Source organism: Ramlibacter lithotrophicus, assembly GCF_012184415.1.
Lineage (GTDB): Bacteria > Pseudomonadota > Gammaproteobacteria > Burkholderiales > Burkholderiaceae_C > Ramlibacter > Ramlibacter lithotrophicus.
Map to the genome: position 1 here is coordinate 167,081 of NZ_VTOX01000001.1, position 21,150 is coordinate 188,230.

The 21,150-nt window shown below is 69.3% G+C and carries 18 protein-coding genes; 12 read left to right on the forward strand and 6 right to left on the reverse strand.

What is annotated here, in order from left to right:
- Positions 1–10: 10 nt before the first annotated feature.
- The gene (locus RAMLITH_RS00770; protein WP_168105437.1) at positions 11–568 is read right to left on the reverse strand and encodes a C40 family peptidase; all 558 of its coding nucleotides are present in this window, start codon (positions 566–568) and stop codon (positions 11–13) included.
- Between the two features lie 143 nt (positions 569–711).
- Here RAMLITH_RS00770 and RAMLITH_RS00775 point away from each other — a divergent pair, with 143 nt between their 5' ends.
- Positions 712–1,824 carry a PQQ-dependent sugar dehydrogenase gene (locus RAMLITH_RS00775; RefSeq protein ID WP_168105438.1) on the forward strand — a complete coding sequence of 371 codons (1,113 nt, stop codon included), beginning with the start codon at positions 712–714 and terminating at the stop codon, positions 1,822–1,824.
- 21 nt (positions 1,825–1,845) lie between these two features.
- On the opposite strand, the gene RAMLITH_RS00780 is transcribed toward RAMLITH_RS00775, so the two are convergent.
- The 3 genes from RAMLITH_RS00780 to RAMLITH_RS00790 all read right to left on the reverse strand — a co-directional run bounded on the left by RAMLITH_RS00780 (position 1,846) and on the right by RAMLITH_RS00790 (position 5,290).
- On the reverse strand, positions 1,846–2,487 hold the full coding sequence (locus tag RAMLITH_RS00780; protein ID WP_168105439.1) for a response regulator transcription factor: 642 nt from the start codon (positions 2,485–2,487) through the stop codon (positions 1,846–1,848).
- A gap of 29 nt (positions 2,488–2,516) precedes the next feature.
- Complete coding sequence (locus RAMLITH_RS00785; protein ID WP_168105440.1) at positions 2,517–3,608, reverse strand: histidine kinase; 1,092 nt, start codon at positions 3,606–3,608, stop codon at positions 2,517–2,519.
- Positions 3,609–3,700: 92 nt separating this feature from the next.
- On the reverse strand, positions 3,701–5,290 hold the full coding sequence (locus RAMLITH_RS00790) for a 4-hydroxyphenylacetate 3-hydroxylase family protein (protein ID WP_168105441.1): 1,590 nt from the start codon (positions 5,288–5,290) through the stop codon (positions 3,701–3,703).
- Positions 5,291–5,382: 92 nt separating this feature from the next.
- Between RAMLITH_RS00790 and RAMLITH_RS00795 the strand changes: the two genes are divergently transcribed.
- The 8 genes from RAMLITH_RS00795 to RAMLITH_RS00830 all read left to right on the forward strand — a co-directional run bounded on the left by RAMLITH_RS00795 (position 5,383) and on the right by RAMLITH_RS00830 (position 16,192).
- Positions 5,383–6,027 (forward strand): TetR/AcrR family transcriptional regulator, encoded by a 645-nt coding sequence (locus RAMLITH_RS00795; RefSeq protein ID WP_168105442.1) that lies wholly within the window; start codon positions 5,383–5,385, stop codon positions 6,025–6,027.
- Positions 6,011–6,604 carry an isochorismatase family protein gene (locus tag RAMLITH_RS00800; RefSeq protein ID WP_168105443.1) on the forward strand — a complete coding sequence of 198 codons (594 nt, stop codon included), beginning with the start codon at positions 6,011–6,013 and terminating at the stop codon, positions 6,602–6,604. The genes RAMLITH_RS00795 and RAMLITH_RS00800 overlap by 17 nt, the downstream gene beginning before the upstream one ends.
- A gap of 113 nt (positions 6,605–6,717) precedes the next feature.
- A complete protein-coding gene (locus RAMLITH_RS00805; protein WP_168105444.1) occupies positions 6,718–8,613 on the forward strand; it encodes a propionate--CoA ligase in 1,896 nt (631 codons plus the stop codon).
- A gap of 186 nt (positions 8,614–8,799) precedes the next feature.
- Positions 8,800–11,670 carry a 2-oxoglutarate dehydrogenase E1 component gene (locus tag RAMLITH_RS00810; RefSeq protein ID WP_168105445.1) on the forward strand — a complete coding sequence of 957 codons (2,871 nt, stop codon included), beginning with the start codon at positions 8,800–8,802 and terminating at the stop codon, positions 11,668–11,670.
- Positions 11,671–11,769: 99 nt separating this feature from the next.
- Entirely contained in the window at positions 11,770–13,017 is a 1,248-nt protein-coding gene (gene odhB, locus RAMLITH_RS00815; protein ID WP_168105446.1) for a 2-oxoglutarate dehydrogenase complex dihydrolipoyllysine-residue succinyltransferase, read from the forward strand.
- A gap of 5 nt (positions 13,018–13,022) precedes the next feature.
- Positions 13,023–14,438 carry a dihydrolipoyl dehydrogenase gene (gene lpdA / locus RAMLITH_RS00820; RefSeq protein ID WP_168105447.1) on the forward strand — a complete coding sequence of 472 codons (1,416 nt, stop codon included), beginning with the start codon at positions 13,023–13,025 and terminating at the stop codon, positions 14,436–14,438.
- A 33-nt stretch (positions 14,439–14,471) separates the two neighbouring features.
- Positions 14,472–15,569 carry a cell division protein ZapE gene (gene zapE / locus RAMLITH_RS00825; protein WP_168105448.1) on the forward strand — a complete coding sequence of 366 codons (1,098 nt, stop codon included), beginning with the start codon at positions 14,472–14,474 and terminating at the stop codon, positions 15,567–15,569.
- Complete coding sequence (locus RAMLITH_RS00830) at positions 15,566–16,192, forward strand: hypothetical protein (protein WP_168105449.1); 627 nt, start codon at positions 15,566–15,568, stop codon at positions 16,190–16,192. The genes zapE and RAMLITH_RS00830 overlap by 4 nt, the downstream gene beginning before the upstream one ends.
- A 16-nt stretch (positions 16,193–16,208) precedes the next feature.
- Here the strand turns inward: RAMLITH_RS00830 and RAMLITH_RS00835 are convergent, their stop codons facing one another.
- Positions 16,209–16,970, reverse strand: a complete 762-nt coding sequence (locus tag RAMLITH_RS00835; protein WP_168105450.1) for a PP2C family protein-serine/threonine phosphatase — start codon at positions 16,968–16,970, stop codon at positions 16,209–16,211.
- Between the two features lie 110 nt (positions 16,971–17,080).
- On the opposite strand from RAMLITH_RS00835, the gene RAMLITH_RS00840 reads away from it, so the two are divergent.
- Positions 17,081–17,284, forward strand: coding sequence for a DUF465 domain-containing protein (locus RAMLITH_RS00840; protein WP_168105451.1), 204 nt, complete (start codon positions 17,081–17,083; stop codon positions 17,282–17,284).
- The gene (locus RAMLITH_RS00845; RefSeq protein ID WP_168105452.1) at positions 17,284–19,332 is read left to right on the forward strand and encodes a DNA repair helicase YoaA; all 2,049 of its coding nucleotides are present in this window, start codon (positions 17,284–17,286) and stop codon (positions 19,330–19,332) included. The genes RAMLITH_RS00840 and RAMLITH_RS00845 overlap by 1 nt, the downstream gene beginning before the upstream one ends.
- Here the strand turns inward: RAMLITH_RS00845 and RAMLITH_RS00850 are convergent.
- Positions 19,295–20,095, reverse strand: a complete 801-nt coding sequence (locus RAMLITH_RS00850; protein ID WP_168105453.1) for an outer membrane protein assembly factor BamD — start codon at positions 20,093–20,095, stop codon at positions 19,295–19,297. The genes RAMLITH_RS00845 and RAMLITH_RS00850 overlap by 38 nt on opposite strands.
- A 50-nt stretch (positions 20,096–20,145) precedes the next feature.
- Between RAMLITH_RS00850 and RAMLITH_RS00855 the strand changes: the two genes are divergently transcribed.
- The gene (locus RAMLITH_RS00855; RefSeq protein WP_168106387.1) at positions 20,146–21,144 is read left to right on the forward strand and encodes an RluA family pseudouridine synthase; all 999 of its coding nucleotides are present in this window, start codon (positions 20,146–20,148) and stop codon (positions 21,142–21,144) included.
- The last annotated feature ends 6 nt before the right edge of the window (positions 21,145–21,150 follow it).

Sequence of the window (21,150 nt, forward strand, 5' to 3'; positions counted from 1 at the left end):
ACCGCGACGTTCAGTGCTGGCCCTGCGGAGGCTGGGCGGGCTGGCCGGCCAGCACGCGCCGCGCGCCGTCGAAGCGCCGCTTCCAGTACGACACGCCCATGTCCTCGACTCGCACCTGCGCGCCCGGCTTGGGCGAGTGGATGAACTTGCCGTCGCCGATGTAGATGCCCACGTGGCTGAAGGTGCGCTTGAGCGTGTTGAAGAACACCAGGTCGCCCGGCTGCAGGTCCTTCCGGTCGATCGATTCGGTCGCGGCGGCCTGCTCGTTGGCCCGGCGCGGCAGCACCAGGCCCACGGTCGACTGGTACATCGCCTGGACGAAGCCGCTGCAGTCGAAGCCGGTGTCCACCGAGCTGCCGCCGCGGCGATAGGGCACGCCCAGGAAGCCCATGGCCGTGACGACCAGGTCCGAGGCGCGGTCGGTGACGCTGTGGCTCATCTGGCCGAGCGTCGCCAGTACGCGGTTCTCGGCGAGGAACTGCCCCAGGTCGTCGTCCGCCGCCGTCTCGGGTGCCGCCTGGACCGCCGCGCCGGCGGCCAGCAGCAGGATGCAGAGCCATTGTTTCATTGCCGCGCGAGGATACCTCGCCACAGCCCAAGCGTGCAAGGCGGCAGTTCACGCAAGCCCTTGATTTTCCAAGGAGCGGGCCCACGGCGCTGCACGGTGGCGCGGGCTTGGCAACAATGGCGGTTGTCCATGTGGAGGTGACGATGAACTTCCTGCGCTTGCGGCTGGGCCGCATTGCCGGCGGCTGGGCGCTGGCCCTGGCCTCGCTCGCCGCCCCTGCCCAGGCACTGCGGCCGCAGACCGTCGCCGAAGGCCTGGAACATCCCTGGGCCGTCGCGTTCCTGCCGCAGGGCCGGTTCCTCGTCACCGAGCGGCCCGGACGCCTGCGCGTGGTGCGGCCGGACGGCGTCATCAGCCCCCCGCTGCAAGGGCTGCCCAAGGTGGCTGCCGGTGGCCAGGGCGGGCTGCTCGACGTGGTGCTCGACCGCGAATTCGCGCGCAACCGCCAGTTGTTCTTCTGCTTTTCCGAACCAGGCGAAGGCGGCAACAGCACCGCACTGGCCCGGGCCAGGCTGGCGGACGACGAGTCGCGGCTCCAGGACGTGCGGGTGATCTTCAGCCAGCGGCCCAAGGTGGCGAGCAGCCTGCACTTCGGCTGCCGGATCGTGGAAACGTCCGAGGGACACTTGTTCCTCACGCTGGGCGACCGCTTCCACCGGATGCAGGACGCGCAGGCGCTGGACAACCACCACGGCAAGGTGGTTCGCGTGACCAAGGACGGCGTGCCCGCTCCTGGCAATCCGTTCGCCGGCCACGCGGGTGCGCTGCCGGAAATCTGGAGCCTGGGCCATCGCAACGTCCAGGGCGCGGCGCTCGGACCGGGCGATCGGCTCTGGATCCACGAGCACGGTCCCCAGGGCGGCGACGAGGTCAACCTGCCGCAGGCCGGCCGCAACCACGGCTGGCCGGTGGTCACGTTCGGCGAGAACTACGGCGGCGGCAAGATCGGCGCCGGGATCACGCAGGCGGCGGGCATGGAGCCGCCGCTGCATTACTGGGTGCCCTCGATCGCGCCCTCGGGGATGGTTTTCCTCACCAGCGACCGTTACGGCGCTTCGATGAAGGGCAGCCTGTTCCTCGGCTCGCTCAAGTTCGGCTACCTGGCACGGCTGGAACTCGCCGAGGGGCGCGTCGTGCGCGAACACAAGCTGCTGACCGGCGTCGGCCGGGTGCGCGACGTGCGCCAGGGCCCCGATGGCCTGCTGTACCTGCTGACCGACAGCGCGCAAGGCAAGCTGGTGCGGGTCGTGCCGTGAGGCCGGGCGGCGCGCGGCCGGTCAGGGCTTGACCAGACCCTTGCGCACCGCGTACAGCGTCAGGCTGGCGATGTCGTTGAGCTGCAGCCGGTCCATGATGCGGGCGCGGTGCACGTCCACGGTCTTGGGGCTCAGCCCGAGCTCGAAGGCGATCTCCTTGGAGGCGCGCCCCTGGGCGATCAGCTTCAGGATCTCCACCTGCCGCGTCGTGAGTTCGTCGTCGGCCGTGGGCTCGGACGGCTGCAGCAGCCGCTGCGCGATCACCGGGCTGTAGTAGCTGCCGGTCGCCATCACGCTGCGCACGGCCTGCTCCAGCTCGAACGGCGGCGCGTCCTTCATCAGGTAGCCGCAGGCGCCGTTGGCGACGGCGCGCTTGACGAAATCCACCGTGTCGTACATCGACAGCACCAGCAGCTTGACCTGGGGATGGCGCTGGTGGATTTCGGCGATGGCCGTGATGCCGTCCATCCCGGGCATCGAGATGTCGGTCATCACCAGGTCGGGGGTGAGGCTGTCCACCAGCTGGATCAACTCGCTGCCGTCGCTCGCCTCGGCGATGACTTCGACGCCGTCCACCATGGACAGGAGGGACTTGATGCCGGATCGGACCAGTTCATGGTCGTCGGCCAGGACCACGCGCACGTGCTGCGGGGTGGGGCTCATTTTCATTGGGGTCACTACCTCGGAAGCGTTCAAAGGACGGCGCGGATCGCGACGCCACGGCCGGGCCGCGTGCGGATGTGGAGGCGGCCGCCGGCCAGTTCGGTGCGTTCGATCATGCCGTACAAGCCGACGTTGCGCTCGCTGGGGGCGCCACCCAGCAGGTCGCGCTTGTCGAAGCCGACGCCATCGTCGACGACCAGCAGCCCGATGCGCTCCTGCGGCAGGAAGCGCAGCCGCACGTGCACCGTCGCGGCATGCGAGTGGCGCACCACGTTGTTGAGGGCTTCCTGCGCCAGCCGCAAGGCGACCGAGGCCGTCTCGCCAAGGCTCTTCGGCTCCGTGCCGCGCGAGCTGAAGCGACAGGCGATGCCGGCCGCATCGGTGATGCGGTGCGCCGCCGACTGCGTCGCCGTCACCAGGCCCAGCAGGTCGAGCTGCGCCGGCCGCAGTGAAAACGACAGCGTTCGCACCTGCTTCACGGCCGTCTGCGCCATCTCCATGGCGGTCTCGCGGTGCCGCCCGGCCTCGCTTTCCCCGGGAGCGCGGTCGGCCGCGTGCAGGTGGATCACCATGCCGGTCAGCGTCTGCCCGAGCTCGTCGTGCAGTTCGCGCGAGATCAGGGAGCGTTCGCGCTCCTGGGCCACCACCAGCCGGGCCGACAGCTTCTTGAGCCGCCGGTAGGCGTCCTGCAGTTCATTGGTCAGGCGCTCCTGCTCGCGCACCCGTTCGCGCTCGGTCATCACCCGCTCGATCACCTGGGGCAGCGTGCCGAGCTTGTCCTTCGTGACGTAATCCTTGGCGCCGCAGCGCAGCACGTGGACGGCTGCTTCCTCGCCGATCGCCCGGGTCACCACCACCAGCGGGGTGCCGCAGTCCCGCGTCATGAGGATCTGCAGCGCCGCGTACGGCGAGAAACGCGGCAGGTTGAAGTCGCACAGGATGGCGTCGAAACCGCCCTCGTCGAGCGCGGCAACGAACGCGCCGGCCTCGTCGACCCGGTGCAGCCGGTACTCGCGCCGCGGGTCCGCCTGCTCCAGCGCGATGGCCATCAGCTCAACGTCGTCGGGGTTGTCCTCCACGCAGAGCAGTCTGATCGTGGCGGGTTCGGGCGGGCGTGACACGGGCACACTTTGGCTGATCGGGGCGGCCAGTGTAGCGTGGCGGGTTACACCCCCACTGGGAATGTTTCTTAAGGTAACTGCCGCCAGATGGGTTAGCGCCGCGACCGTGGCAGGTCGACCATCACCGGCTGGCCCGGCGCGGTGCAGCCCATGTCGCAGCACTTGCCGGCCTGCCGGTTGCGGGTGATCGGCCGTGCCGGGTCATCGGAGAGTCCGCGTTCCAGCAGCCGCTCGACCAGGTCCACCTTGGAACCGACGGGGTAGTTGCGCCAGATTTCCTGCTTCATGGCGGCCGGCGAGCCGCCGCCGTGCAGGCTGATCAGACTGTACCAGCCGCCCTGGTAGCCGGCCGTCAGGTCTTCCAGGAAACGGGCCGTCTGGATGCGCTGCTCGTACGGCACCGCCGGATTGGCGCGGAGCACGTCCGCCAGCCGGGCCGCGGTTTCGGGGTTGTGGTCCTCGTCCGGGCCCGGCAGGCTGACGATCAGCCCGCCGCTCACGTAGTGCGCGATGCGGTGCATGTCGTAGATCTGGGTGGCCAGCAGCAGCTTGCCGATGTTGACGAACACCGGATCGGGCACGAAGCTGCCGCTGTGCTCGTCGGCCCTGGCGTAGACGCTGCCGGCCACGCCGCAGGCGTAGAAGCCCTCGGTGATCTTGATCAGCTCGACCATCTGCTCGCGCAAATGGGTTTCCTTTCCCGGATCGAAGCCGTTCGCCTCGCACATCAGCGCCCCCGCGCCGATCAGCAGGTCGCCGAACCCGGCTCGCGCGGCGATGCAGGTGTGGCGGTGGTGGGTGGCGTAGCTGTAGGTGAGGTGGCCGCTGTGCTCCCAGTCGCCGGCGTAGAAGACGTTCTCCCACGGCACGAACACCCGGTCGAACATGCACACGGCGGTGGTTTGCCCGTACTTGCGCGAAAAGAGCGCCTCGCCGTGCTCCACCTTCTCGCCCGGCCGGCCGGCCGGGCGCGCCACGATGGTGAGGCCCGGCACGTCCACCGGCACGCTGCAGCAAACGGCGAAGTCGGCGTCCTCGGCGCCCATGTTGCGGCAGGGCATCACCAGCAACTCGTGCACGTAGGGCGCGCCGGTGACGATCGCCTTGGTGCCGGAGATCACGATGCCGCGGGCGTTGCGCTCGACGACGTGCACGTAGGTGTCGACATTCGCCTGTTGGTGCGGACGCAGGCTCCGATCCCCCTTGGCGTCGGTCATCGCCACGCCCAGCGTGAGGTCCTGGTCCTGCACCCGGTGCAGGAACTCGAGGAACTTCGCGGTGTTTTCCCTGGTGCCCTTCGCGTCGTCCAGGCGAGCGGCGACCTGGCCGATCGCATTGACCGCGTCGTGGGTGAGATAGCGCTGCGCGCAGCCGGTCTCCTGGCACAGCAGGCGGACCATCTCCAGCTTGTTGAGGAGATCCTGTGGCCCGGTGTCGATGTGGCTGAGGCGGTTGACCCGCTTGCCGCTGGTCTGCTGCACCGCCGTCATCAGCGTTTCGTACTCGGGCTTGAGCGCGTAGTCGTAGGTCAAGGCGATCGCGTTCACGCCCGGCCGCAACGATGGCTCGTCGGCCACGCTTTCGACGCGGTGCCCGTCGACGAACACTTTCGGGCGCAGGCGGCGCAGCGATTCGCGGTACTGCTCGCCGGACATCAGGGTGGGGGAAGCGGGGGCGTTCATGGCTGTCTCCACTGTATTTGCGGACAATTTGAACGCCGTTCAATTTTCCTGTCAATGTTCAGGCGAGGCGGCCGCCCCGCTATAGTGGGCCCATGGAAACCAGGCAACTACGCCAGCAGGCGCTGAGCGAAACGCGGCGCGCGCTGGTGCTCGACGCCGCCCGCGCCGTGTTCGAGGAGCACGGGCTGGAAGGCGCCAGCATGCGGGAGATCGCGCGGCGGGCCGGCTACACGCCGGGGGCGCTCTATTCCTACTTCGACAGCAAGGAGGCGATCTACGGCGCCCTGCTGGGCGAGTCGCTCGCCCGGCTGAACCGGGCCGTGCGCGATGCCGTCCCCGCCGACGGGCAGCCGGCTTCGCTGCTGCGGGCGAAGGCAACCGCGTGGTTCGGCTTCTATGCGGCCAATCCGCGCGAGCTGGACCTGGGCTTCTACCTGGTGCACGGGCTGGCGCCGCGCGGCCTGACGTCCGACCTGGACCAGCGGCTGAACGACCGCCTGTACGAGGCCCTGGCGCCGGCCGAGGAGGCGCTGCTGGCGATGGGACTCGATGCCGCGGGCGCGCGGCGCGAAAATACCGCCTTGTTCGCGCACGGGGTCGGCCTGTTGCTGCTGCAGCACACCGGGCGCATCCGCATGTTCAGGCAGGACGCGGCGGACCTGTTCTCACATTACCTGGCGGTGCTCGTCGCGCGCACCGCCGCCACCGGAGGCAAGAGCGATGCTGCTGGATCATGAGGAATGCCAACTGGTGCTGGTGGACTACCAGGCGCGGCTGATGCCGGCGATCCACGAGTCCGAAGCCGTGCTGCGCAACGCGATGCGGCTCGCGCAGCTGGCGCAATTGTTCGAGGTGCCGGCCTGGGGCACCGAGCAGAACCCGGCGCGCCTCGGGGAAAACCCGAGCGAGCTCAAGGCGCTGTGCCGCAAGACGCTCTCGAAAATGCACTTCGGCGCCTGCGCCGACGGCCTGGCCGAACTCCTGCGGCCGGCGCCGCGCCAGGGTGGCAACGCGCGCAGCCTGCCCAGGCACCTGCAGAAGGCCCCGGCGGCCGAGCGCGGCACCATCGTGCTGGCCGGCTGCGAGGCGCACGTCTGCCTGCTGCAGACGGCCCTGGAGCTGATCGAGGAGGAGTTCGACCTGTGGGTCGTGACCGACGCGTGCAGCTCGCGCACGGAGCGCAACCGCGACGCCGCCTATGACCGGCTCGCCGCCGCCGGCGCCGAACTGGTCACCACCGAGATGGTTGCCTTCGAGTGGCTGCGTACTGCGGAACACCCCATGTTCAAGCAGGTGCAGGCCCTGATCAAATAAGGCAGGGCGCCTGCCATCCACCGGGCCGTCCGGCGTGCGGCCCGCGGTGTCAGCTTCGGGCAAGCATGCTGGCCACAATGGGCGGCACGAGCGAGAGCCCCGAAGGAGACACGATGAGCCGTTACGCCGATTTCCATCGCCGGTCGCTGCAGGACAGGGATCGCTTCTGGGCCGAGCAGGCCGAGCTGATCGAGTGGCGGCAGCAGCCGCAGACCATCTGCGACCATTCGCGCCCGCCGTTCGCGCGCTGGTTCGTGGGCGGAACCACCAACCTCTGCCACAACGCCGTCGACCGGCACTTGCGCGACCGCCCCGACCAGCCGGCCCTGATCTACGTCTCGACGGAGACGGGCCAGGAGCGCACCTACAGCTTCCGCGAACTGCACCGCGAGGTGCAACGGACGGCGGCCGCGCTCAAGGACATGGGCGTGGTCAAGGGCGACCGGGTGCTGATCTACATGCCGATGATCGCGGAGGCGGCGTTCGCGATGCTGGCGTGCGCGCGCATCGGCGCCATCCATTCGGTCGTCTTCGGCGGCTTCGCGTCGGTCTCGCTGGCGTCGCGCATCGAGGACGCGACGCCCAAGGTCGTCATCAGCGCCGACGCCGGCTCGCGCGGCGGCAAGGTCGTCGCGTACAAGCCGCTGCTCGACGAGGCGATCCGCCTGTCCACCCACAAGCCGAAGGCGGTGCTGCTGGTGGACCGCGGGCTGGCGCCCATGGAAAAGGTGGCCGGGCGTGACCTCGACTGGGCCGCCACGTTGCGTCGCCACGACGGCGCGCATGTCGACTGCGAGTGGCTCCAGTCGACCGACATCAGCTACACCATCTACACCAGCGGCACCACCGGCCAGCCCAAGGGCGTGCAGCGGGACGTCGGCGGCTACGCCGTCGCGCTGGCCGCCAGCATGAAGCACATCTTCCTGGGCGAGCCGGGCGAGACCTACTTCTCCACCAGCGACATCGGCTGGGTGGTGGGCCACAGCTACATCGTGTACGGGCCGCTGCTGGCGGGGATGGCGACCATCATGTACGAAGGCCTGCCGATCCGGCCCGACGCCGGCATCTGGTGGAGCCTGGTCGAGAAGTACAAGGTGACGGCGATGTTCAGCGCGCCGACGGCGGTGCGCGTCCTGAAAAAGCAGGATCCGGCGTTCCTGAAGAAGTACGACCTGTCGACGCTGAAGGCGCTGTTCCTCGCCGGCGAGCCGCTGGACGAGCCGACGGCGCGCTGGATCAGCGAGGGGCTGGGGGTGCCGATCATCGACAACTACTGGCAGACCGAAAGCGGCTGGCCGATCCTCGCGCTGGCCAACGGCGTGGAGCGCCAGCGCAGCAAGTTCGGCAGCCCCGGACTGCCGATGTACGGCTACGACCTGAAGCTGGTGCACGAGAGCACCGGCGAGGAACTGACGCGTCCCAACGAAAAAGGCGTGGTCGTGATCGAGGGCCCGACGCCGCCCGGCTTCATGCAGACCGTGTGGGGCGACGACGCGCGCTACGTCAACACCTACTGGAAGACGATTCCCGGCCGGATGCTGTACAGCACTTTCGACTGGGGCATCCGCGACGAGGATGGCTATTACTTCATCCTGGGCCGCACCGACGACGTGATCAACGTGGCCGGCCACCGGCTTGGCACGCGCGAGATCGAGGAGAGCATCTCCAGCCATCCCAACGTCGCCGAGGTCGCGGTGGTGGGCGTGGCCGACCAGCTCAAGGGCCAGGTGGCGATGGCCTTCGTCGTGGCCCGGGACGCGAGCGGGCTGATCGAGGAGCGCGGGCGGCTGAAGCTCGAGGGCGAGATCATGAAGGTGGTGGACGAGCAGCTCGGCGCCGTGGCCCGGCCGGCGCGGGTGCGCTTCGTCAGCCTGCTGCCCAAGACCCGCAGCGGCAAGCTGCTGCGCCGGGCGATCCAGGCCGTCTGCGAAGGCCGCAATCCGGGGGACCTCACGACGATCGAGGATCCGGCGGCGCTGCAGCAGATCCGCGACCTCATGAGCGACTGATCGCGCGGTCCCTGCCACCGGGGCATGCCGGGTTTTCCCTGAAAGGCCCGGCATTCGGTGGCACAATCCCGGGTCGCAACAGGCCTTCCAGCCACCAAACGCATCCGCCATCCGGTCCAGCCGTGTCGCGGAAGGTTTCCCGAACCAGCCAAAGCCTCCCGCAGGGAGGCGGAAAGTCAGCGCAGCATGAGTGAATCCCGCTCCGTCTACACGGCCTACCAGGGCAATTCCTATCTCTTCGGCGGCAACGCGCCATACGTCGAGGAGATGTACGAGAGCTACCTCGCCAATCCCGGCAGCGTCCCCGACAACTGGCGCGACTATTTCGACGCGCTGCAGAACGTCCCGGCGGCCGACGGCAGCGAGGCCAAGGACGTCCCCCACCTGCCCGTGATCAACGCCTTCGCGGAACGGGCGAAGCAGGGCGGCACCCGGGTGGTCGGCGCCCGCGGCGCGGATTCGGAGATGGGCCGCAAGCGCACTGCCGTGCAGCAGCTGATCGCCGCCTACCGCAACGTCGGTGCGCGCTGGGCCGACCTGGACCCGCTCAAGCGCGCCGAGCGCGAGAAGATTCCCGAGCTGGACCCGGCCTTCTACGGCTTCTCCGATGCCGACCAGGAAGCGGTGTTCAACATCAGCAACACGTTCTTCGGCAAGGAAAGCATGCCGCTGCGCGAGCTGATCAACGCGCTGCGCGAGACCTACTGCGGCACGATCGGCGCCGAGTACATGTACCTGTCGGACCAGGTCAAGAAGCGCTGGTGGCAGCAGAAGCTGGAGTCGATCCGCGCCAAGCCCAACTTCTCGCCGGAGAAGAAGAAGCACATCCTCGACCGCGTCACGGCCGCCGAGGGGCTGGAGCGCTACCTGCACACCAAGTACGTTGGGCAGAAGCGTTTCTCGCTCGAGGGCGGCGAGAGCTTCATCGCCTCGATGGACGAGCTGATCCAGCAGGCCGGCGCCAAGGGCGTGCAGGAGATCGTGATCGGCATGGCGCATCGCGGCCGGCTGAACGTGCTGGTCAATTCGCTGGGCAAGATGCCGGCCGACCTCTTCGCCGAGTTCGACCACACCGCCAAGGAGGAACTGCCGTCCGGGGACGTCAAGTACCACCAGGGTTTCAGCTCGGACGTCGCCACGCCCGGCGGCCCGGTGCACCTGAGCCTGGCCTTCAACCCCTCGCACCTGGAGATCGTCAATCCGGTCATCGAAGGTTCGGTGCGGGCGCGCATGGACCGCCGAGGCGACAGCCAGGGCAAGCAGGTGCTGCCAGTGCAGGTGCATGGCGACGCCGCGTTCGCCGGGCAAGGGGTGGTGATGGAAACGCTGGCGCTGGCCGAAACCCGCGGCTACTTCACCGGCGGGACGGTGCACATCGTCATCAACAACCAGATCGGCTTCACCACCAGCGATCCGCGCGACGCCCGCTCGACGCTGTACTGCACCGACGTCGTCAAGATGATCGAGGCGCCGGTGCTGCACGTGAACGGCGACGATCCCGAGGCGGTGGTGCTGGCCACCCAGCTGGCGCTGGAATACCGGATGGAGTTCGCCAAGGACGTGGTCGTCGACATCGTCTGCTTCCGCAAGCTGGGCCACAACGAGCAGGACACGCCCGCGCTGACGCAGCCGCTGATGTACAAGAAGATCGGCGCGCACCCGGGAACGCGCAAGCTGTACGCCGACAAGCTGGCGGCCCAGGGCCTGGGCGAGCACCTGGGTGACGACATGGTCAAGGCGTACCGTGCCGCGATGGACGCCGGCAAGCACCCGGTCGACCCGGTCCTGACCAACTTCAAGAGCAAGTACGCCGTCGACTGGACGCCGTTCATCGGCCGCAAGTGGACCGACGCGGGCGACACCGCCGTCCCGATGGCCGAATGGAAGCGCCTGGCCGAGCGGATCACCACCGTGCCGGAGAACTTCACGCCGCACCCGCTGGTGCGCAAGGTGCTCGACGACCGTGCCGCCATGGGTCGCGGCGAGGTCAACGTGGACTGGGGCATGGGCGAGCACATGGCCTTCGCGTCGCTGGTGGCCAGCGGCTACCCGGTGCGCCTGTCGGGCGAGGACTGCGGCCGCGGCACCTTCACGCACCGCCACGCCGTGCTGCACGACCAGAACCGCGAGAAGTGGGACGTCGGCATCTACACGCCGCTGGAGAACGTCGCCGAGAACCAGGCGCCGTTCGTCGTGATCGACTCGATCCTGTCGGAAGAGGCGGTGCTCGGCTTCGAGTACGGGTATGCCTCGAACGACCCGAGCACGCTGGTGATCTGGGAGGCGCAATTCGGCGACTTCGCCAATGGCGCCCAGGTGGTCATCGACCAGTTCATCGCCTCGGGCGAAGTGAAGTGGGGCCGCGTCAACGGCCTCACGCTGATGCTGCCGCACGGCTACGAAGGCCAGGGCCCGGAGCACAGCTCGGCTCGCCTCGAGCGCTTCATGCAGCTGTCGGCCGACATGAACATGCAGGTCGTGCAACCCACCACCGCGAGCCAGATCTTCCACGTGCTGCGCCGGCAGATGCTGCGCCAGCTGCGCAAGCCCCTGATCATCATGACGCCGAAGTCGCTGCTGCGGAACAAGGATGCGACCTCGCCGCTCTCCGAGTTCACCCGGGGCGGCTTCCAGACCGTGATCCCGGACAGCCGCGAACTGAAGGCCGAGAAGGTCAGGCGCGTGATCGTCTGCTCGGGCAAGGTGTACTACGACCTGGCCAAGAAGCGGGAGGAAAAGGGTGCCGACGACGTCGCCATCCTGCGCGTGGAGCAGCTCTATCCGTTCCCGCACAAGGCGTTCGCCGCCGAGCTGCGCAAGTACCCCAACCTCGTCGACCTCGTGTGGTGCCAGGACGAGCCGCAGAACCAGGGCGCCTGGTTCTTCGTGCAGCACTACATCCACGAGAACATGGCGGAAGGCCAGAAGCTGGGCTATGCCGGCCGCAGCGCCTCAGCGTCGCCCGCCGTCGGCTACGCCCACCTGCACCAGGAGCAGCAGAAGGCGCTGGTGGAAGCGGCATTCGCGAAGCTGCGCGGCTTCGTCCTCACGAAGTAAGGGGCCGGGCGCCGGCGAGGCGCCGGCCGGCCTGCGCGCCGCCGGGACGGCCCGTTGCCGCCCGTCACGCGCTGAAATACAGAACACACAGGAATTGATATGGCGATCGTCGAAGTCAAAGTGCCGCAGCTGTCGGAATCCGTCACCGAAGCCACCTTGCTGCAGTGGAAGAAGAAACCGGGCGAGTCGGTCGCGATCGACGAGATCCTGATCGAGGTCGAGACCGACAAGGTCGTGCTCGAGGTCCCGGCGCCGGCTGCCGGCGTGCTGGCCGAGATCGTGCAGGCCGACGGCGCCACGGTCGCCGCCGAACAGGTGATCGCAAGAATCGACACCGAAGGCAAGGCGGCCGCCGCCGCACCGGCCGCACCGGCCGCTGCGTCGCCCGCCGCAGCCGCTCCGGCGCCGGCCCCGGGGACCGGCGGTGCGAAATCGGGGATCGCGATGCCCGCCGCCGCCAAGCTGATGGCCGACCACCAGATGGCCGCCGGCTCGGTGCCAGGCACCGGCCGTGACGGCCGCGTCACCAAGGGCGACGTCCTGGGCGCCATGGCCAGGCCGGCGGCGCCGGCCGCCGCACCGGTGGCGGCGCCCACCGCCGTGCTGCCGCAGGTGCATGCCGCGGTGTCGCAGGAGCACCTGGGCGAGCGCCCGGAGCAGCGCGTGCCGATGACGCGCCTGCGCGCCCGGGTCGCCGAGCGCCTGCTGCAGTCGCAGGCCAGCAACGCGATTCTCACGACGTTCAACGAAGTGAACATGGCGCCCGTGATGGAGATGCGCAAGCGCTTCCAGGAGAAGTTCGAGAAGGAGCACGGCGTCAAGCTCGGCTTCATGAGCTTCTTCGTGAAGGCCGCCGTGCACGCGCTCAAGAAGTACCCGGTGATCAACGCCTCGGTGGACGGCAACGACATCGTGTACCACGGCTATTTCGACATCGGCATCGCCGTCGGTTCGCCGCGCGGCCTGGTCGTGCCGATCCTGCGCAACGCCGACCAGATGAGCTTCGCGGACATCGAGAAGAAGATCGCCGAGTACGGCGCGAAGGCGCGCGACGGCAAGCTCTCGCTGGAGGAGCTCTCCGGCGGCACGTTCTCGATCTCCAACGGCGGCGTGTTCGGCTCGATGCTGTCGACCCCGATCATCAACCCGCCGCAGTCGGCGATCCTGGGCGTGCACGCCACGAAGGACCGCGCCGTGGTGGAAAACGGGCAGATCGTGGTGCGGCCGATGAACTACCTGGCGATGTCGTACGACCACCGCATCATCGACGGCCGCGAGGCCGTGCTGGGCCTGGTGGCGATGAAGGAAGCGCTGGAAGACCCGGCGCGGCTGCTGTTCGATCTGTGAAAACCATGAAAACATTCGACGTCATCGTCATCGGCGGCGGCCCCGGCGGCTACATCGCCGCCATCCGTGCGGCGCAACTGGGCTTCAACACCGCCTGCATCGACGAGTGGAAGAACGACAAGGGCGCACCCGCGTTGGGCGGCACCTGCACCAACGTCGGCTGCATTCCGTCCAAGGCGCTGCTGCAGTCCTCCGAGCACTACGAGCACGCCGGCAGGCACTTTGCCGAGCACGGCATCGAGGTCAAGGGGCTGGGCCTGAACCTCGGACAGCTGATCGCGCGCAAGGACAAGGTCGTCAAGCAGAACAACGACGGGATCGCATTCCTGTTCAAGAAGAACAAGGTGGCGTTCTTCCACGGCCGCGGCTCGTTCGCGGGGCAGGCGGAAGGCCTCTACCAGATCAAGGCGGGTGACGAGACCATCGCCGGCAAGCACGTGATCGTCGCGACCGGCTCCAATGCCCGCGCGCTGCCGGGCGCGCCGTTCGACGAAGAGTTCATCCTGTCCAACGACGGCGCCCTGAGGATCAAGGCGGTGCCGAAGAAGCTGGGGCTGATCGGCTCGGGCGTGATCGGCCTGGAGATGGGTTCCGTGTGGCGGCGCCTGGGCGCCGAGGTCACCGTGCTGGAGGCGTTGCCGACGTTCCTCGGCGCGGTCGACGAGCAGATCGCCAAGGAAGCGCGCAAGGCCTTCGACAAGCAGGGCCTGAAGATCGAACTGGGCGTGAAGGTGGGCGAGGTCACGACCGGCAAGAATGGCGTGGCCGTGGCGTGGACCGACGCCAAGGGCGAAGCCCGGACGCTGGAGGTCGACCGGCTGATCGTGTCGATCGGACGGGTGCCGAACACCAACGGGCTGAACCACGAAGCCGTCGGCCTGCAGCTGGACGAGCGCGGCGCCATCGTGGTCGACGACCAGTGCCGCACCAACCTTCCCAACGTCTGGGCGGTGGGCGACGTGGTGCGCGGCCCGATGCTCGCGCACAAGGCCGAGGAAGAAGGCGTGGCCGTCGCCGAGCGCATCGCCGGCCAGCATGGCCACGTCAATTTCAACACGATCCCCTGGGTGATCTACACCAGCCCCGAGATCGCCTGGGTCGGCCAGACCGAGCAGCAGCTCAAGGCTGCGGGCGTCGCCTACAAGGCCGGCACCTTCCCGTTCCTGGCCAACGGGCGCGCGCGGGCGCTGGGCGACACGACCGGCATGGTCAAGTTCCTGGCCGATGCCGCGACGGACGAGATACTGGGCGTGCACATCGTCGGGCCGATGGCCAGCGAGCTGATTTCGGAGGCCGTGGTGGCGATGGAGTTCCGTGCTTCGTCGGAGGACATCGCGCGCATCTGCCACGCGCACCCGTCGCTGTCGGAGGCGACGAAGGAAGCGGCGCTGGCGGTGGACAAGCGGACGCTGAACTTCTGAAGCAATACGGACGGGTGTCCGCTTTCTTGATTCATGAGCGTCAAGGACGTCTATGACCGCGAACTCGCCGAGCGCGGCTACCAGAGCGATCCGGCGCAACTGCGCGCCGTCGAAGCCCTGGACCGCTGCGCGCGCGAGTGGGCCGACTTCAAGGAGCGCCGCTCCAACGCCCTCAAGAAGCTGATCAACCGCCCGGCGATTCCGCGCGGCGTGTACCTGCATGGCGGCGTGGGACGCGGCAAGAGCTTCCTGATGGACTGCTTCTTCGGCGCGGTGCCGCTGAAGCGCAAGACGCGGCTGCACTTCCATGAATTCATGCGCGAGGTGCACCGGGAACTGGCCGACCTGCAAGGCACCGTGAATCCGCTGGACAAGCTCGGCGAACGGATCGCGAAGCGCTACCGGCTGATCTGCTTCGACGAGTTCCACGTCGCCGACATCACGGACGCGATGATCCTGCACCGGCTGCTCGACGCGCTGTTCGACAACGGCGTGGGCTTTGTCACCACGTCGAACTTCAAGCCCGACGACCTGTACCCGGGCGGCCTGCATCGCGACCGAATCCTGCCCGCGATCGATTTGCTCAAGGACAAGCTCGAGGTCCTGAACGTCGACAACGGCGTGGACTACCGGCGCCGGGCCATGGAGCACGTGAAGCTGTACCACACGCCGCTCGGCCCCGCGGCCGACGCCGAGATGGACGAGGCCTTCGGCCGGCTCGCGGCGACGCACGACGAAAGCCCGGTCCTGCACATCGAGGCGCGCGAGATCCGGGCGCGGCGCAAGGCGGGCGGCGTGATCTGGTTCGACTTCCGCACCTTGTGCGGGGGTCCACGCTCGCAGAACGACTACCTGGAGATCGCCACCCAGTTCCACACGCTGCTGCTGAGCGACGTGCCGTACATGCCGGTGCGCATGGCGTCGGAAGCACGCCGTTTCACGTGGCTGGTGGACGTGCTCTACGATCGCCGGGTGAAACTGATCATGTCCGCCCAGGTGCCGGCGCCCCAGCTGTACACCGAGGGCCCGTTGGCCCACGAGTTCCCGCGCACCGTTTCGCGGCTGCAGGAGATGCAGTCGGCGGAGTATCTGGCGCTGGACCACCGCACGGTCGACACCCGGCTGACATGAAGGCCGTGCTGCCCGCTCTCCTCGCCGCGGCCGCCGCCTGGCCGGCCGCGGCCGAGGCACCGGCGGCCGAGCGGGCCCGCATCGCGGCCGACCGCAGCCGCGTGGAGGCGCAGTACCAGGACCAGGAGCGGGCCTGCTGGGCCAGGTTCGGCGTCAACGACTGCCTGGCGGAAGCCCGCGCGAAGCGGCGCTCGGCACTGGCCGACCTGCGCCGCCAGGAAATCGCCCTGAACGACGCCGAGCGCAAGCAGCGCGCGGCCGAGCGGCTGCGCTCGATGGAGCAGAGCCAGGGCCAAGCCGCGCCGGGGTCCTCGCCGCCGAAGGTGCGCGATGGTGGCGAGCGCGATGCAAAGGCGGCGCAGCGGGCGGCCGAGCAGGCGGCCCGGCAGGCCGAGCATGCAAGGCGCACCAGGGGAAAGCGGCAGGCGGACAGCGCCGTGCAGGTCGACGAGGAACTGGCGCGCCGTGAAGCGCAGCGGGCGAGCCGCGCCGAGCGGGCGGCGGAAAACGTCCGGCGCCGCGAGACCCTGCAGCGCGAGGCAAGGGAGCGGCAGGAGGCGCTGCAGCGCCGGCTGGACGCGCGGCAGAAAGCGCCGGCGGCGCCGCTGCCGGTGCCTCCCTAGACGCCGGTGGCGACCGTCAATCGTCCAGCGGCTCGAGCTTCACCACCACGAGCGACAGGTTGTCGCCGCCGCCACGTCCGCGCATGCGTGCCTTGTCGATCAGGTACTCGGTGGCTTCGCGCGGCGCAAGCGACGCGAGCACCGACCCGAGCTCCTCGGTGTTGAAGTAGTGCCACACGCCATCGCTGCAGGCCATCAGCACGTCGCCCGGCTTGAGCTGCGGGATGAAATGCAGGTCGCACGGCGGGTCGTCGTCGGCGCCCAGGCAGCCCATGAGGATGTTGGACTGCGGGTGCACGTTGGCTTCTTCCTCCGTCAGCTGCCCGGCATCGACCAGCGTCTGCACGTAGGAGTGGTCCATGGTCCGCTTGACGAGCTGGCCGGCGTGGAAGTGGTAGATGCGCGAGTCGCCGGCATGCGCCCAGTGGCAGTCGCCGGCCGGGTTGATGATGAACGCGGCCAGCGTGCTGTGCGGTTCCTGCTCCGAGGAGATCGCCGTCAGCTTGATGACGATGTGCGCTTCGGACACCATCTGCTTGAGCAGCGCCTGGGCATCGTCGTGGTCGGGGGAATAGCGTTCGAACAGCTGCCGCGCCGTGAGCATCACCTGGTTGGACGCCTTGCGCCCGCCGCTGCGGCCGCCCATGCCGTCGGCAACGACGCCGAGCACGCAACCGGGGTAGCGCGGATGGCTGAGCAGGGCGATCTGGTCCTGCTGGTATTCGCGGTCGCCCTTGTGGATGCCGGTCGATGCGCTGAGTCGGTAACCCTTGGCCATGGTGGAACGAGGTGCTGCGAGCCTCGGGGCCACGCTTGCGCTCGATTATTGCTGCCGAAACACGTATTATTGAACGAACCCGACCGTGGCCCCGGCCACTGTGGCTTTCCGTGGACACGAACCTGCACTCCCCCGAGCGACACCTGATCGAGCTGCGCATGGAGCATGCCGATCTGCAGGCGTCGCTGCAGCGGCTGCGTGCCGCCGAGCCGCTGGATCAACTCGCCATCCGGCGGCTCGAAAAGCGCGGGCTGCAGCTGCGCGACCAGATCGCGCGGCTGGAACTCGTGCTCGATCCCAAAGAACCGGCCTGATGCCCGGCCAGCTGCTCGCCGGGCCCGTGCACGAGGCCTTCGCGCCCGGCGGCGTGTTGTCGCGCGCGGCGGAGCAGTTCCGGCCGCGGGCCGCGCAGACCGACATGGCCCTGGCCGTGGCCCGGACGATCGAGGATGGCGGCGCGCTGGTGGTGGAGGCCGGCACCGGCGTCGGCAAGACCTTCTCCTACCTGGTGCCTGCGCTGCTGAGCGGCGAACGCGTGCTGCTCTCGACGGCGACCAAGACCTTGCAGGACCAGCTGTTCGGACGCGACCTGCCGCGCCTCATCGAGGCGCTGGGCCTGCCGGTGCGCAAGGCGCTGCTCAAGGGGCGCGGCAGCTACCTGTGCCTGCAGCGCCTGGAACTCGCACGGCGCGACGCCACATTGCCTGACCGCAGCGCGATTCGCGCACTGGCCCGCATCGAGGAATGGTCCCAGTCCACCCGCACCGGCGACCTCGCGGAACTGCCTGGCCTGGACGAGCGCTCGCCGCTGATCCCGCTGGTGACTTCCACCCGCGAGAACTGCCTCGGCAGCCAGTGCCCCAAGTTCCGGCAGTGCCACGTGAACCTGGCGCGCCGCGAAGCGCTCGCGGCCGACGTGGTCGTGATCAACCACCACCTGTTCTTTGCCGACCTGGCGGTGCGCGAGTCGGGTATGGCCGAATTGCTGCCGACAGTGCGGGTGGCGATCTTCGACGAGGCGCACCAGCTCAACGAGACGGGCGTGCAGTTCCTCGGCCGCCAGCTCGGGACCGGGCAGGTGCTGGACTTCGCCCGCGACCTGCTGGCCGCCGGGCTGCAACTGGCGCGCGGCCTCGCCGACTGGCAGGGCGTCGCCGCGGCGGTGGAGCGCGCGGCGCGCGACCTGCGCCTGACCGTGGGCCGGCGCGCGGCCGGTGTCCGCCTGCGCTGGGCCGATGCGGCGCCGGACGGGGTCGACCCCGGCAACTGGCGCGATGGCCTGGAGCAGTTGCAACTCGCCTCCACGCAGGCGATGGAGGCGCTGGACACGGTCAGCGAGCTGGCGCCCGATTTCGTGCGGCTCTACGAGCGCGCGGCCGACATCGCCGAACGCGCCGAGCGCTTCGCCGGCGCCTGCGAGCCGGGCGCCGTGCGCTGGGTCGACGTCGGCGCGCAACTGCGGCTGGTCGAGTCCCCGCTGGACATCGCGCAGGCGGTGCAGGAGAAGCTCCTCAAGGCCGCGCCCGGGGAGGACGCGGGGTCAGCCGGCGAGACGCGTTCGCGGGCCTGGATCTTCACGTCGGCGACCCTGGGCGACGACGAGCGGCTGTCCTGGTTCACCGAGCCGTGCGGCCTCGAAGCGGCCGAGGTCCTGCGCGTGGGCAGTCCCTTCGACTACGCGGCGCAGGCCGCGGTGTACGTGCCGCGCGAGCTGGCGCGGCCGAACGACCCGGCGCACAGCGAGCAGGTGGCGTCGCTCGCCGCCGACGCCGCCGCGCGGCTCGGGGGGCGCACGATGGTGCTGACGACGACATTGCGGGCGCTGCGCACGATCGGCGAGGCGCTGCAGCGCCGCTTCGATGGCTCCGGCGAACTCGAGATCCTGGTGCAGGGGCAGTGGCCGAAGCGGCGGCTGATCGAGCGCTTCCGCGAGGGCAGCACGGCCGGGCGCCCGGGCTGCGTGCTGGTCGCTTCCGCCTCCTTCTGGGAGGGCGTCGACGTCCCGGGCGACGCCTTGCAGCTCGTGGTGATCGACAAGCTGCCATTCCCACCGCCGGGCGACCCCCTGGTGGAGGCGCGGGCGCAGCGCCTGCAGTCGCAGGGGCGCAGTCCCTTCAACGACTACTTCGTGCCGGAGGCGGCGGTCGCCCTGAAGCAGGGCGCGGGCCGGCTGATCCGGCGCGAATCGGACCGCGGCATGCTGGTGGTGTGCGACACCCGGCTGGCGACGATGGGGTATGGCCGGCGCCTGCTGGCGGCGTTGCCGCCGATGCGGCGTGTCGCGACGCGGGAGGAGTTCGCGGCGGTGCTGGAGGAGCTGGCGGCTACCAGATCCGCCACCACGGACCCTGCGCTGACCTGAAGCCGCGGGTGAGGTAGTCGCTGTTGGGATAGTTCGTGGCGAGCACGCGCTTGGCGTCGTCCCGCAGCTGCTCGAGGCCCAGCGCGTCGTACGACCGCACCAGGATGAACAGCGCTTCCTCGAGCGCCGGCACGCCCTGGTAGTCGGTCAGCGCGTTCTGCGCCCGGCTGATCGCCGCGACGTAGGCGCCGCGCTGGAAGTAGTAGCGGGCGACGTGCACCTCGTACTGCGCCAGCGAATTGACGATGTACGTCATGCGGGCCTTGGCATCGGGGGTGTAGCGCGAGTCCGGGAAACGCGCGACCAGTTCCTTGAACGCCTCGAACGACTCCTTGGCCGCCTTCTGGTCGCGCTCCGACAGGTCCTGGCGGGCGAGAAAGGAGAAAGGACCGAGTTCGTCGTTGAAGTTGACCAGCCCCTTGAGGTACAGCGCGTAGTCGAGCGCCGGGCTCGCCGGGTGCAGCTTCATGAAGCGGTCGAGCGCCGCGATCGCCTGCGCCTGGTCGCCGGCCTTGAAGTGCGCATAGGCCTTCTCCAGCTGGGCCTGCTGCGCCAGCGGGGTGCCGGCGGCGCGTCCTTCGAGCTTCTCGAACAGCGGGATGGCCTTGTCGTACGAGCCGGCCGCGACTTCGTCCCTGGCCTGCGCGTAGATCTTGTTGGGGCTCCAGGCGGCGGTCGCGTCATCGGGCGTCGAGGAACACGCCCCCAGCATCGCGGCGGCGAGTGCCAGGACGGGAACGGCCGATAATTTGGCACGCAGCATGGGTCGCAACTTTCTTGAAACAGGGCAAATTCATTCTATCAGCCGACCCTCTGGCGACTGACGCCGCGGCCGGCTTCGAGGACGCCGCCGACGCCGGGCCCGAAGCCGAATTCCGGCCCTTCGTGATCGCCCCCGGCCAGCACGGCGAGCGCCTCGACCGGGCCCTGGCCGTCCTGGTGCCGGAGTTCTCGCGCAGCTACCTGCAGCAGTTGATCGATGCCGGGGCCGTCACCATCGGCGGCGCCGCGGCGCGCCGGTCGTCGCAGCGCGTCAAGGCCGGTGACGAAGGGGTGGTCGAACTGCGGCCGACGCCGCAGAGCCAGGCGTTCCGGCCGGAGCGGATGGCGCTTTCGGTGGTGTTCGAGGACGAGCACCTGCTCGTGATCGACAAGCCGGCCGGGCTGGTGGTGCATCCGGCCCCCGGCAACTGGAGCGGCACCTTGCTCAATGGCCTGCTGGCGCGCGACGCCGGCGCCGCGCTGCTGCCGCGCGCCGGCATCGTCCACCGCCTCGACAAGGACACTTCGGGCCTGATGGTGGTGGCGCGCACCCGGGCCACGATGGACGCCCTGGTGGGCCTGATCGGCGCGCGCGAGGTGACGCGCCAGTACGTCGCGCTGGCGCACCGTCCGTGGAGCGGCCCCGGGATCCGCCACGTCGAGGCGCCGATCGGACGCGACCCGCGCAACCGGCTGCGCATGGCGGTGGTCGAAGGCGGCAAGCCGGCGGCGACGACCTTCGAGCGCCTGCAGGCCTGCGACCGCGGCTGCTGGGTCCGCGCCACGCTCCACACCGGCCGCACCCACCAGATCCGCGTCCACATGGCGCACATCGGTCACCCGCTGGTGGCGGACGAGGTCTACGGCGGCGCGCCGGCCGCCGGCCTGCAACGCCAGGCGTTGCACGCGTTCCGGCTGGCGTTCCGGCACCCCGCGACCGGGGCCGCGCTGGAGTTCGAGGCGCCGCTGCCGGCGGACCTCGCCGCCGCGCTCGCGCTCTGGGGCCTGCGTTACAATGGGCGCGAATGGCTCACGAGCCACGCCCCTTAGCCTCGG

Bases quoted from the DNA above. Each gene is read 5' to 3' on its own strand.
- RAMLITH_RS00850 (WP_168105453.1), bottom strand. From the start codon at position 20,095: ATGCTGCGTGCCAAATTATCGGCCGTTCCCGTCCTGGCACTCGCCGCC.
- RAMLITH_RS00805 (WP_168105444.1), top strand. From the start codon at position 6,718: ATGAGCCGTTACGCCGATTTCCATCGCCGGTCGCTGCAGGACAGGGAT.
- RAMLITH_RS00845 (WP_168105452.1), top strand. From the start codon at position 17,284: ATGCCCGGCCAGCTGCTCGCCGGGCCCGTGCACGAGGCCTTCGCGCCC.
- RAMLITH_RS00830 (WP_168105449.1), top strand. From the start codon at position 15,566: ATGAAGGCCGTGCTGCCCGCTCTCCTCGCCGCGGCCGCCGCCTGGCCG.
- RAMLITH_RS00800 (WP_168105443.1), top strand. From the start codon at position 6,011: ATGCTGCTGGATCATGAGGAATGCCAACTGGTGCTGGTGGACTACCAG.
- RAMLITH_RS00775 (WP_168105438.1), top strand. From the start codon at position 712: ATGAACTTCCTGCGCTTGCGGCTGGGCCGCATTGCCGGCGGCTGGGCG.
- RAMLITH_RS00810 (WP_168105445.1), top strand. From the start codon at position 8,800: ATGAGTGAATCCCGCTCCGTCTACACGGCCTACCAGGGCAATTCCTAT.
- RAMLITH_RS00780 (WP_168105439.1), bottom strand. From the start codon at position 2,487: ATGAGCCCCACCCCGCAGCACGTGCGCGTGGTCCTGGCCGACGACCAT.
- odhB (WP_168105446.1), top strand. From the start codon at position 11,770: ATGGCGATCGTCGAAGTCAAAGTGCCGCAGCTGTCGGAATCCGTCACC.
- RAMLITH_RS00770 (WP_168105437.1), bottom strand. From the start codon at position 568: ATGAAACAATGGCTCTGCATCCTGCTGCTGGCCGCCGGCGCGGCGGTC.
- RAMLITH_RS00790 (WP_168105441.1), bottom strand. From the start codon at position 5,290: ATGAACGCCCCCGCTTCCCCCACCCTGATGTCCGGCGAGCAGTACCGC.
- RAMLITH_RS00835 (WP_168105450.1), bottom strand. From the start codon at position 16,970: ATGGCCAAGGGTTACCGACTCAGCGCATCGACCGGCATCCACAAGGGC.
- RAMLITH_RS00795 (WP_168105442.1), top strand. From the start codon at position 5,383: ATGGAAACCAGGCAACTACGCCAGCAGGCGCTGAGCGAAACGCGGCGC.
- zapE (WP_168105448.1), top strand. From the start codon at position 14,472: ATGAGCGTCAAGGACGTCTATGACCGCGAACTCGCCGAGCGCGGCTAC.
- lpdA (WP_168105447.1), top strand. From the start codon at position 13,023: ATGAAAACATTCGACGTCATCGTCATCGGCGGCGGCCCCGGCGGCTAC.